This is a genomic window from Paenibacillus sp. FSL W7-1088 (assembly GCF_037969855.1).
In the GTDB taxonomy this organism is placed as follows: domain Bacteria; phylum Bacillota; class Bacilli; order Paenibacillales; family Paenibacillaceae; genus Paenibacillus.
Window position 1 is genome coordinate 1579219 of the sequence record NZ_CP150216.1, and the last position, 12936, is coordinate 1592154.

At 46.5% G+C, this 12936-nt stretch carries 7 protein-coding genes; all 7 read left to right on the forward strand.

The window, feature by feature from the left end:
• The first annotated feature begins 13 nt into the window (after nucleotides 1–13).
• A complete protein-coding gene (rhaD, locus tag MKY42_RS07050; protein ID WP_339852773.1) occupies nucleotides 14–859 on the forward strand; it encodes a rhamnulose-1-phosphate aldolase in 846 nt (281 codons plus the stop codon).
• A gap of 290 nt (nucleotides 860–1149) precedes the next feature.
• Complete coding sequence (locus MKY42_RS07055; RefSeq protein ID WP_179265541.1) at nucleotides 1150–2967, forward strand: APC family permease; 1818 nt, start codon at nucleotides 1150–1152, stop codon at nucleotides 2965–2967.
• A gap of 406 nt (nucleotides 2968–3373) precedes the next feature.
• Complete coding sequence (locus MKY42_RS07060) at nucleotides 3374–4336, forward strand: sugar ABC transporter permease (RefSeq protein ID WP_339850003.1); 963 nt, start codon at nucleotides 3374–3376, stop codon at nucleotides 4334–4336.
• Entirely contained in the window at nucleotides 4333–5154 is an 822-nt protein-coding gene (locus MKY42_RS07065; protein ID WP_090894334.1) for a carbohydrate ABC transporter permease, read from the forward strand. The genes MKY42_RS07060 and MKY42_RS07065 overlap by 4 nt, the downstream gene beginning before the upstream one ends.
• A 294-nt stretch (nucleotides 5155–5448) precedes the next feature.
• Nucleotides 5449–6822, forward strand: coding sequence for an ABC transporter substrate-binding protein (locus MKY42_RS07070; RefSeq protein ID WP_090894336.1), 1374 nt, complete (start codon nucleotides 5449–5451; stop codon nucleotides 6820–6822).
• Nucleotides 6823–7308: 486 nt separating this feature from the next.
• Entirely contained in the window at nucleotides 7309–9039 is a 1731-nt protein-coding gene (locus MKY42_RS07075; protein ID WP_339850006.1) for a DUF6359 domain-containing protein, read from the forward strand.
• A 20-nt stretch (nucleotides 9040–9059) separates the two neighbouring features.
• A complete protein-coding gene (locus MKY42_RS07080) occupies nucleotides 9060–12896 on the forward strand; it encodes a 5'-nucleotidase C-terminal domain-containing protein (protein ID WP_339850008.1) in 3837 nt (1278 codons plus the stop codon).
• Nucleotides 12897–12936: the final 40 nt, after the last annotated feature.

A 12936-nucleotide genomic window follows, 5' to 3' on the forward strand; every position in this document is an offset into this window, starting at 1 on the left:
GGAGAGAATGATGATGAACGTGACCCTTACCAATGAAACAACGCAGACGGCGGGATTCCATATCCCATTTGTTCGTGAGATGGCGGAAATTACTCAACATATGTGGAAGAACGGCTGGGATGAACGAAACGGTGGCAATGTCAGCTATCTGCTGGAGGAAGAGGAAGTCGCCCAATATATTGATATCAACCATGTTATTCGCAAGATCAAACCTGCATTTTCGATGCATGAGCTGGCAGGTAAATATTTTATCGTGACAGCTTCGGGCAAATATTTCAAAAATGTATTGGCTGATCCAGAGAGCAATCTGGGGGTGCTGCGTGTATCGAATGATGGACAGGAGCTGGAAGTGCTGTGGGGGCTAAAGTCGGGAGCGAACCCGACGAGTGAATGGCCTACGCATTTTATGAGTCATATTGAACGTCTGAAAGTCGACCCCAATCACCGGGTTGTGATGCACAACCATGCGACCAACGTTCTGGCGATGACATTTATCCATGAGTTGGATGAGATGAAATTTACAAAGACGCTGTGGCAGATGTGTACGGAATGCGTTGTTGTATTTCCTGACGGTGTTGGTATTATTCCGTGGATGGTGCCTGGATCGAATGAAATCGGACGGGAAACGGCTAAGAAAATGAAGGAATACCACGCGGTCATCTGGCCGCAGCACGGGATTTTTGGAACGGGTACAACGATTGATGAAGCTTTTGGCCTTATAGAGACGATTGAGAAGGCGGCCCAGGTGTATATGCTGGTTGCAGGTCATGAGATCAGACAGAGAATTACGGATCATCAGTTAGCTACATTGGCCCAGGCTTTTGGTGTGACTCCACGTCCTGGCATTTTGAGTATGTAGGTTTGACGTAATGAGATCGTATAAAAGAAAGAGCTCCAACACAGTCTAATATGAATGGTCTTTGGTTTATTAAACCGAAGGCCATTTCCTTTTTTTTCGGGAACAAACGCCATTTTGGTTCAAAAAAGTTCAAAAAGCTAATAAAGCGCGGCTTTGTTATCGATTATTGAATCGTAGGATGCATTATCACACGCTGACGAAATTCGGGTGAAATGACGTATTGTCAATGGCTCAGCGATTTTGCATAATAACAATGCTTCACAGATGAAAGACGGAAGGAAGTTATGATCATGCTTGGCAAAATGAAGAGAATCTTAATAGGCAAGCCTATGAAATCGGCTGAATTGGATGCAGAAAAATTGGGGAAATGGAAGGCACTCGCCATCCTGTCCTCCGATGCACTATCGTCCGTTGCCTACGGTACGGAGCAGATTTTACTGGTGCTCGTTGCGGCCGGATTCGCCGCCTTGTGGTACTCTGTTCCCATCTCCATCGCCGTGTTGGGATTACTCGTCATTTTAATTTTTTCCTACCGCCAGACGATATTTGCTTATCCCACAGGGGGCGGCGCGTATATCGTAGCCAAGGATAATCTCGGCACGGCTCCGAGCCTGATTGCCGGGGGATCACTCCTAGTCGATTATGTTTTGACTGTTGCGGTAAGTTCGTCCGCAGGGACCGATGCGATTACATCTGCCTTTCCGGTGCTTCATGATTACAGCATAGTCATTGCACTGATCATGATTGTATTTCTGACGATTATGAATTTGCGGGGGGTGACGGAATCTGCTTCCGTACTGGCGATCCCCATATATCTGTTTATCTTTTCGATTGCGATTCTGATTATATCCGGGGGTATCAAATTTCTCGCTGGTGGCATGGAAGCTGCCGCCCCTGAATTCGGAACGAGTATGTCACATGTGAGTCTGTTTCTGCTGCTGAAGGCATTCAGCTCGGGGTGTTCGGCCTTGACCGGAGTTGAGGCGGTGAGTAACGCTATTCCGAACTTCAAGCAGCCTGCCGAGAAAAATGCAGCGGGAACCTTGATGCTTATGGGTTGTATTCTGGGAGCCATGTTTATCGGGATCACGTTGCTTGCTTATGGTTACGGGGTTAAGCCTGATCCGAAAGCTACAGTTATTTCCCAGATTGCCGAGGCTACGTTTGGCAGGGGTGCGATGTATTTTATTATTCAGGGTGTGACGGCCTTGATTTTGTTCCTGGCGGCGAATACGGCGTATTCTGCGTTCCCGCTGCTGTCCTTCATGATGGCAAAGGATAAATATATGCCGCATATGTTTATGGTTAGAGGAGACCGCCTTGGCTTCTCGAACGGTATTATTTTTCTCAGTGTGATGTCTGCCTTGCTGGTAGTCGGATTCAAAGGAAATACGGAAAGTCTGATTCCGCTCTACGCCGTGGGTGTGTTCATTCCATTCACCCTGTCACAGCTGGGTATGATGATTCGCTGGATCAAAGTCAAACCAACCGGCTGGGGTGTGAAGCTGCTCGTCAATACAATTGGCATGCTGACCACGCTGTCGATTACATTGATTTTTATATTCACCAAGTTCACGCAAACCTGGGTTATCTTTATTTTCCTGCCACTCGTCGTTTACGTGTTCATGCGCATTCACCGTCATTACTGCAACATCGCGGATGAATTGCGGATTGATATCAAGCTGGAGAAACCGGTGAGAAAGGGCAATACGATCGTCATTCCGGTGGCTGGCATTACAAGGGTGGTCATGAATACAATCTCTTACGCCCAGACGATGTCAGATCATGTGGTTGCCTTGTATATCGGGTTCGATGATGAAGCCATTCGCAAGATGGAACAGAAGTGGGAAGAATGGAACCCTGGCGTTCGCCTGGTTGTCATTAAATCGAGATACCGCAGCATTATGGGACCGCTCAAGAAGTTCATTGATACCGTGGAATGGAAGACGGCCGAGACAGACCATATCACGATACTAATTCCGCAGTTCATCACCAAGCATTGGTGGCAAAATGTACTGCATAATCAGACCAGCTTCATGATCCGTGCTTATCTGATCAATTACAAAGACGTGATTGTTACCACTGTGCCGTACCATCTCAATCGATAAAAGGATTCTTCTATTACAATAGGCAATGGGCATGAGAAGAGTATGTAATGTGCTTACATGCCAACCATTTTCTTATAAAATTTCAACTGAACATTTTGCGTTAATGTTAAATATCCAGTTTTCTGTTAAATTTATGGAGTTGATATCGAATCGGTGTTCATCTTCTCTTAACACATTAAGCCGCACGAGCATTCCCAAATCAGGGGAGTTCTTGCGGTTTTTTTGCTGTTTGCTGATCTTGTTTTGAAGTCTATTTAACGTCTCTTGTTTGGTAAAGTCGCTTGTCCACGATTAACGCTCCGTTGATTCAGAACCGATGCTGCTGTGACAGTTGGCTTTTACACTAGGTAATGTGGGTGATGAAGTTCACACACCGAATGCGTAGATCAAGGGGGAAGAAAATCCGATGAGTGAGCTTGACAACCGGATCGGCTTGCCTGCTGCCAGACGGCGCGTATCTAATACGAGTCAGCGCCGGACAGCTTCGCTGCGTGTGCAGCGGATACGGGAGAATATGCTGGCCTATGGTTTCCTGGCACCATCGCTGCTTTTATTTGCAGTGTTTCTGTTTTATCCGATGTTCAAGTCGGTGTACCTGAGTCTGCATTCCACTGACCCTACCGGACAGATTGCAGCTTATGTGGGACTGGACAATTTCAAGGCGGTATTCCAGTCCGGACTGTTCCTGCAAGGCATGAAAGTGACGTTGCTATTTGTTCTGTTTACCGTGCCAACTGGCATGCTGGCAGCTCTGATTCTAGCGGCATTAACACACAACCGTTTCAAGGGAATGCGTATATTCCAGTTTGTATTCTCTCTGCCCGTGGTATTGTCTGTCGGTTCATCGGCGGTCATCTGGAAGTTCCTGTTCCATCCAACCTTGGGCATGCTGAATTATGTATTAGGCAAAGTTGGAATCGATCCAATTCCCTGGCTGACCAGCCCGGATTGGGCGTTAATATCGATCTCCATTATGACGATTTGGATGAATCTCGGATTCAATTACATTATTCTATCCAGCGGATTACAGGGCATCCCGGATGAAATTTATGAGAGCGCGAAGATTGATGGCGCAGGTCCTTTGCTTACTTTTCGCAAAATCTCGATGCCACTGTTGTCGCCAACCCTGTTTTTCGTCACTGTTGTATCGATCATTGGTGCGTTCCAATCGTTTGGTCAGATCAATATTCTAACCCGGGGTGGCCCGATGGACAGTACCAATGTATTCGTATATTCCATCTATCAGGAAGCCTTTGTTAATTTCCGCTTTGGGACGGGGAGTGCGCAGGCGCTTATCCTGTTCGCGGTCATTATGCTGCTGACCCTGATTCAGTTCAAATGGATGGAAAGGAAAGTGCATTACCAATGAGGACACCATGGACCAAAACATTGCTGTATGTATTGCTTACAATCTGTGCGGCACTTGTACTGTATCCGGTGCTGTACACCTTTTTCATGGCGGTCATGACGCCAGAGGATGCCAGTGCGTATCCGCCACATATCATCCCGCAATCGATAGACCTGTCCAATTTCACGGAAGTATTCGATATCGTTCCGATTGGTACGTTTATCGGCAATACGTTTCTGGTGGCAGGACTGACGATGCTTGGTCAGCTTGTTACAGCGAGTATGGCGGCCTATGCATTCGCGAAAATGGAGTTTAAGGGCAAGAACGTCATCTTTAGCATGTTTGTGGCGACGATGATGATTCCTTGGGAAGTTACCATGATTCCGAACTATCTGACAGTACGCAGTTGGGGATGGCTCGATACGTATCAGGGGCTGACGATTCCGTTCCTGGCAACAGCGTTTGGTACATTCCTGCTGAGACAATTCTTCATGCAGCTGCCCAAGGAACTGTTTGAAGCGGCGAAGATGGATGGCTGTGGGCACATTCGGTATTTTGTGTCCCATGTCCTGCCATTGTCCCGTCCGGCACTTGGAACATTGGCAATATACTCGTTCCTTAGCATGTACAACTCCTATCTGTGGCCGCTGCTCGTCACAAATACGCCGGAGATGAGGACGGTACAGATCGGGATCTCGATGCTGGAGTTCCAGGAATCCACAGCATGGAATCTGGTGTTTGCCGGCACAGCGCTTGTTATTTTACCGTCGCTGCTGCTTCTGGTCTTTGGCTTGAAACAGCTTGTCCGCGGTATGGCCGCAGGCGCCCTGAAGGGTTGATTCAGTTAAAAGTTTTATGGATTTAACGGATTTGTGGTTTGGATACCCAGGAGCGAATAAACAAGGCCTCACTCTTGAAATATGTTCTTTGAAGCCTGCAAAAGTAGTGGAGGGGACGAAATCGATTCTGTAGAAGCGAAGCGTTCGCCTTTATCACCGGATTTTCCCCTTTGAGGGAGATGAAAAAAATCCGGTGATAACAGCGATCAAAAGAACGATTCGTAACCGTAACGGCCACCTTGCAGAAGTTAAAGGACTTATTGTGACGTGAGCCTCAAAAAAAGGAGAGCGATTATGATCGGGTTTCGTTTGAAAAAAAGAGGAACATTTGCATTGATGTTGGCTGCACTTATGCTGGTTTTGTCCGCTTGTGGCGGAAAAACCGAAACAACAAGCACAACGGGTGGAGCGCAGGCAGATGCTGCAGCTGCTGAACCGGTACAACTGACATGGTGGCATTCGATGTCGGGTGCAGGGGAGAAAGCCATTAATCAACTCGCTTCCGATTTCAACGCAAGTCACCCGGACATTCAGGTGAAGGCAATCTATCAAGGGAAATATGATGAGAGCCTGAACAAACTCAAAGCTTCCATGGGTTCGGACAGTGGTCCGGATATTATCCAGGTGTACGAGATCGGCAGCAAGTTCATGATCGATTCGGGCATGATTACGCCGGTACAGCAATTTATCGATAAAGACAAGTTCGACCTGTCCCAACTGGAGCCGAATATCATCCGTTATTACACCATCGATGGCAAATTGAACGCGATGCCGTTCAACACATCGAACCCAATTCTGTATTACAACAAAGATATGTTCAAAGCTGCTGGTTTGGACCCGGAGAACCCGCCTAAGACATATGAAGAGTTTGAGCAAGCAGCCAAAGCACTGGCGAAAGACGGCAAACCAGGCGCATCCATGGCCATCTATGGCTGGTTTATGGAACAGTTCTTCGCGAACCAGAATGCAGATTATGTAAACAATGGTAACGGAAGAAATGGTGCAGCGACCGAATCCATGCTGAACTCCGAAGCTGGCGTGAAGACTTTGACATGGTGGAAAAAGATGATGGACGAGAAAACCGTATCCAATCTGGGACGTAGCACGGACGATACGACCGCTGCGTTTACCGCACAGCAAATCGGTATGACGCTGGATTCCACCGCTGGATTGCGCAAAATTGTGGAGGGTGCTGGTGGGAAATTTGAGCTGGGAACAGGCTTCCTGCCACGTCCGGCAGATGCCAAAGAAGGCGGCGTTGTTGTTGGTGGCGCAAGCTTGTATATCATGAATAACAAATCCGAAGCTCAACAGCAAGCCGCTTGGGAATTCATCAAGTACCTGGCTACACCTGAGGTACAAGCCAACTGGAGTGTTGCGACAGGATACTTCCCTATTACGACAGCAGCCTACGATGAGCAAGTATTAAAGGATAATATGGCGAAGTACCCGCAATTCCAGACAGCAGTCGACCAATTGCACGCTTCCGCTAATTCGACAGCAACATCCGGGGCAGTAATGGGTGTATTCCCCGAAGCCCGTCAAATTGTCGAAGGAGCGATCGAGACCGTTCTGAATGGACAAGGTACACCGCAAGACGTATTGGATGCAGCAGCGAAGCAAATTACAGACAAGATTGGGCAATATAACAGCACGGTGAAGAAGTAACTTATTGCTTTCAGTAGGACAAACTCCACGCTGGGGTTAGCAAAATTGAAATGTATGGCTTAACTTAGGATGTCAAAATGAGTGAGACGAATGCGATGGTCAACCCTGACTGTCGCATCGTTTTGCTGTGAAAAGATCTTGAATCAAATCGCTTTAAGGCGCATGGGCTATAGGGATATCTAGCAATATATGTCGAATGCAGAGATTCTTATCTCTTTCGTGTTAGTTTAAGTTACTCAACGTAGGCTAAAATACACAAAATTCCACTATGTAAGCAATGAATCTGACATATAAAAGCTGTAAAGTAGTACTTTTTTACTTGTTTTTAATTTTCATTATCAATTTTGTGATGTTTGTGTTCTGTTTTATATCATTTTAAAAGAATATTGTTTACACGTAGTAGAAGTTCAGTTATCTTATATTTGAACTAATGTACAAGCTTCATGAACAAATGATTATAAATTTAAACATGGAGGTAGGTAAAAGATGCATGTTCTGCAAATGAAGAGGTGGCTCAGGTTGTTCCTGGCCATGGTGCTGCTCATCACGGGTGCTATTCCGGCTGGATTGTTCAGCAGTAAGGCATCCGCGGCGGACGAGCCGTTAACGGTTGCTCAGGCGATAGCTCGCAGCAATGATGGATTACCGGGGACAGTAGAAGGATACGTTATCGGGTATTTTAACAATAATTCTAAAAACCAACTTCAAACCGAAGCTCCGTTTAGCGGAGGTAGTAATTTTGGACTTGCCGATACTCCAGGGGAAACGGATTTAAGCAAGATTATGTCTGTTCAAATTCCCAGTGATCCCTCAGTGCGGGACATATTTGGATTAAATAAAAATCCCGAGCTTTTTGGCAAAAAAGTCAGGATAACCAATGGAACGTTATCTTCCTATCTTTCTCTTCCTGGCCTCAAATACATTGACTCCACTTCAACAACCTTCCAACTAATCGATGAGACTCCTGTAACTAAAGTGGCAAACGTCACAGCCAATCCTGCTTCCGGCGCTGTTCCAACCGGGACCAAGGTGGCCTTGGAAACAACCACAGTCGGGGCAACGGTATACTACAAGCAGAATACGGACACTGATTATCTTCCCTACACCGTGCCCATCACGGTAAATGATGCAACTCATATTGAAACCTACGCAGTCAAAGAGGGGATCGACAATAGCGATGTTACCAGATTTGACTACACCATCGTCGACAACAGCCCTATTTCCATCTCTGATGCAAGAAAAGCGACTGAAAATACGATCGTTACCGTTCAAGGCATTGTAACTTACAGCGAATTATCCGGAAGTGTATTCAATCTGTATATTCAGGATAACGATGCCGGGATCGTTGTGCGCGGCAATGCTTCTGGTGTGGAAGTTGGAGACCGAATAGAAGCCTACGGTCCAATTACGATCTACAACGGCCTAGTCCAAGTTGAAGCAAGCAAATCCGGATTTCAGGGTGGCTATATTCGGACTTTTGAAAAGTCACAGGATCTACCTTCACCTGTATCGCTCAACTCATCCCATTTTGCTCCAGGTGCGGGGGGGACTAAGGGTTCTGGAGGGCAGTATGAAGGGATGCTTGTCGAAGTAAACAACATTCAGGTGACAAAAAGCAGCTCTTCCACGTATACGGCGACAGATGATCATGGCGGGGAAATGCTGATTTATGCCAAAAACAGCCCATCTGCTCTCTCTGTTGGCAAATCGTATCATAAAGTGACAGGAGTCTTGACTTACCATTCCACTTACGGTCTGGAGTTGATTCCTCGAACGGCGTCGGATATTCTGGAAGATCTGCTCTCCGTAACAGCGAGCACACCTTCCGGTGGCATTGTAAAAGGAACGGAAGTTACGTTGACTTCTTCATATGTTGGTGCCCAAATTTTCTATACACTGGACGGTTCCGAACCAACTGTGAATTCAACGGAATACACACAGCCTATTACGATTAATCAAGATCAAATCATTAAAGCTGTTGCCACTGCGGATAGCAGAGTAAGCACCATTTTTTCTTTTGAGTATACTGCGGTGGATCGAGTGGATGGTGTACGTATTCACGAAATTCAGGGGGCAGGCCATTATTCCATTTATGATGGATTGAATGTACAGAATGTAGATGGGATTGTTACATCTCTAGTTAACGCAGATTCATTCTATATGCAATCCATTCCTGGTCAGGAAGATGGAGATCCAGCAACTTCTGAGGGATTTTAATCTATAAGAAAGATCATGGAATGAAGGTCAAGGACCAGGTAAAGGTTGCCGGCAAGGTGAAAGAGTATGCAGCAAGTGCAACAGACCTGCCAACCACTGAAATTGTAGCTTCTGAGATTACGTTGGAACAACCCAATGTTGAATTGCCACAACCCGTAATCATTGGAAAAGGTGGCCGCGTAATACCGAATGTCATTGATTCGGATGGATTGAGCGAATTCAACCCCGATGTGGATGCCATTGATTTCTATGAAAGTCTTGAAGGCATGCGTGTTCAGTTAAATGATGCAACCATTCTTGGACCTTACTCCAGCAGTCCTGGATTAGCAGTGACAGTAGACAATGAACCTAATAAACCATTGAAGACTCCGGCAGGAGGGTTAATCTTACGTGGAGACGGAGCAGGAGAGTTTGAAAGTTCTCTAAATCCTCAACGCTTGTTCATTAATAAAAAACCTTCTCAAGCTGTGACCACGGGTGATAAATTTACAGGTCCGATTAATGGAGTGCTTTCTTATTCGGGTAGTAATTATAAAGTAAATTTGGAAGACAGCCTTCCTGCCATTGTATCCAATGGTTTGCAACAGGCTACGACGTCGATTGAACCGAACCACGACAAGTTGACCATTGCTACGTTTAACGTGGAGAACTTCAGCAAAAAAGATGCGACACGTGGTAATAAAATCGGCAAAATTATTGTGAACAATCTGAAAAGTCCTGATATCATCGGGATTATGGAAGTTCAGGATAACGACGGCGCAACAGATAGCGGAAACACAGACGCGAGTGAAAGCTTCAAAACACTTCTGGATGCAATTAAAAGCAATAATGGACCAAGCTATCAGTATACCGATATTGCACCGCTAAATAATATGGATGGGGGAGCAACCGGAGGCAACATTCGTGTAGGGTTCCTGTACAATCCGGATCGGGTATCCTTAAAAGCAGGTACCAAGGGTGATGCAAAAACTGCATTGTCCCTTGATGCAAGTGGAAATCTGTCTCTGAATCCAGGGCGAATTCAATCGGATAATGTTGCTTTTAAAACATCAAGAAAACCACTTGCGGCAGAGTTTGAATTTAATGGTGAACGTGTGATTGTTATCGCTAACCATTTCAATTCCAAGGGTGGTGATTTAGCCCCATTTGGAAATGTTCAGCCTGTAATCCGCAGCAGCGAAGTGCAGCGTGCGCAGCAAGCGACTATTGTCAATGAATTTGTATCCGAATTGATCGACAAAGACCCTAAGGTGAATGTCGCTGTTCTTGGCGACTTCAATGACTTCCAGTTCTCCAAAACATTGAATATTGTTGAAGGTAATGAACTGGACAATCTGGTAAACAAGCTGCCAGAGAATAAGCGTTATTCCTACATCTATGACGGAAACTCTCAGACACTGGATCACATTCTGGTGAGCAAAAATCTGTCCAAAACTGCGGCGATCGAAGCAGTTCATGTGAATGCTGACTTCGAAGATTCCCATGGTCGGGTCAGTGACCATGATCCGCTGCTCGCGCAGGTGAGCATTGGAAGCGCGGCAGAAGAGGGAGACTTCAACCTCCGTGTATTGCACACCAATGATACGCACTCGCATTTGGATAACATCCCGCGCCGCGTAACAGCGATTAAGGAAACGCGTAATGATAACACCCTGGTGCTGGATGCAGGGGACGTATTCTCGGGTACATTGTACTTTAACCTCTTTAACGGTCTGGCCGATCTGGAGTTCATGAACATGATCGGATACGATGCCATGACCTTTGGAAACCATGAGTTTGATAAAGGCCCAAGCGTACTCAAGAAATTTATTGAACAAGCAGAATTCCCATTTGTGAGTGCCAATATTGACTATACCAAGGATGCGAGTTTGGGTAGCTTGTACAACAGTACTATCGGAAATCCAGGCGAGAATTCCCAAATCTATCCGGCTATTATCACGGAAGTAAACGGCGAGAAAGTCGGAATCTTTGGCTTGACGACACCGGATACCGTATCCCTGTCATCACCGGGAGATGATCTGAAGTTTAAGGATTACAAAGCAAGTGCTCAGGCGACAGTGAACATGCTGCAAGATGAAGGTATCAACAAAATTATCGCGCTGACGCATCTGGGTTACTCGGAAGACCTGAAACTGGCAGAAGCGGTAGAAGGCATCGACATCGTAGTAGGTGGTCATTCACACACCATTCTGAACAAACCGGTGGTTGTAGATACACACACCGATCCTACGCTGGTCGTACAGACAGGAGAATATGACGTTTCCCTGGGTCAACTGGATGTCACGTTCAACGAAGCAGGCGTACTGAAAACATGGAACGGCAAATTGCTGAACCTGGATGCGAAGGATGCCACCGGTAAGTATGTTTACACAGATGATCCGACTGCAAAAGCGAAGCTGGCAACCTATGCGAAACCTCTGGAAGAGTTCAGAAAAACAGTTATCGGTAAAACGAATGTATTCCTGGACGGAGAACGTAACAGTGTTCGTAAAAAAGAAACGAATCTAGGAAACTTCGTGACAGACGGCATGCTGGAGAAAGTGAAATCCATTGTTAAGGAAAACGATGTCAAAGGATATGTCGCCATCCAAAATGGTGGAGGCATTCGGGAATCGTTCAAGCAGGGAGATATTACCCTGGGCGACCTGCTGGCCGTAATGCCATACGGCAACAACCTGTCTGCGCTGAAAATGACAGGTAAGGAAATTACGGCTGCGCTGGAAAATGGTGTGAGCGGCGTAGAAACAGGAGAAGGGCGCTTCCCGCAAGTTTCAGGCATGCGTTTCTACTACGATTCCACGAAGCCGGGAGAGAAAGTTGATGCTATATCTAATACGGTGACCCAAGTCGGTCAACGCGTACTCAAAGTACAGATTAAGAATGCCAATGGTACGTACACGGATATCGATCCAAACGGATACTACATCGTAGCGACGAACTCGTTTATGGCTAACGGTGGAGACTTTTATCGTTCCATGAGAGCGGCGAAGAATGACAACCGGTACTATGAACTGAATCTGGTCGATTATGAAGTCTTCCATGAACATCTGGACCGGGTAGGTACGGTAAATCAGACAACGGAAGGACGTAGTACCGATCTGAAGGGAGCTCCACTTCCGGGTGATGGGAATGGAGGCAACCCTGGTAATGGCGGTGGAAATAATGGAAGTAATCCGGGCAGTGGTAATAGTGGTGGAGGTACAACGACACCAACCACACCTGTAACACCAACGGATCCAACCCCGCCGAACACGCCTACAACTCCTTCCGTCCCTGGTAATGGGAATGGTGGCGGTACTATACCAACCAATCCGGGTGTGATTTTGAAAGATATCGGCAATCACTGGGCGGCAGCTGCCATTGAGCAGGCCATTTCCCGGGGAATTGTAAATGGATATCAGGACGATAACTTCCGTCCAAATGCACCGGCGACTCGAGCCGAGTTCATTGTAATGCTGGCAAGAGCATTTGAACTTCCGGCCAGCAGCAAGGCGTTGACGTTTAAGGATGCCTCCAAAATTCCAGCATGGGCACAATCCTTTATTGCTCAAGCTGTAGAACAAGGGATCATTAGTGGCTATACGGATGAGACGTTCCGTGCATCTGGCAAAGTATCCCGTGTAGAGATGACGGTTATGCTCGTAAGAGCACTCGGACTTGCAGTTGAATCGAATGCCACATTAACCTTTGCAGATGCAAATAAAATACCTGCATGGGCCGTGCCTTATATCGCGGCTGCATATGATGCAGGGCTGGTGAAAGGCACAGGCAAGAACTTGTTTAACCCGCTCTCTGAAGCAACTCGTGCTGAAGTTGTAACGCTGTTGATGTCAGCGAGTGAGTTTCAGGCGAAGTAATAAGACGAGTCAATCTTCCTATGAAAAGGAAGCCAAAACC

Coding starts and splice junctions, on each gene's coding strand:
- MKY42_RS07075 (WP_339850006.1), top strand. CDS start 7,309: ATGCATGTTCTGCAAATGAAGAGGTGGCTCAGGTTGTTCCTGGCCATG.
- MKY42_RS07065 (WP_090894334.1), top strand. CDS start 4,333: ATGAGGACACCATGGACCAAAACATTGCTGTATGTATTGCTTACAATC.
- MKY42_RS07080 (WP_339850008.1), top strand. CDS start 9,060: ATGAAGGTCAAGGACCAGGTAAAGGTTGCCGGCAAGGTGAAAGAGTAT.
- MKY42_RS07060 (WP_339850003.1), top strand. CDS start 3,374: ATGAGTGAGCTTGACAACCGGATCGGCTTGCCTGCTGCCAGACGGCGC.
- rhaD (WP_339852773.1), top strand. CDS start 14: ATGAACGTGACCCTTACCAATGAAACAACGCAGACGGCGGGATTCCAT.
- MKY42_RS07070 (WP_090894336.1), top strand. CDS start 5,449: ATGATCGGGTTTCGTTTGAAAAAAAGAGGAACATTTGCATTGATGTTG.
- MKY42_RS07055 (WP_179265541.1), top strand. CDS start 1,150: ATGCTTGGCAAAATGAAGAGAATCTTAATAGGCAAGCCTATGAAATCG.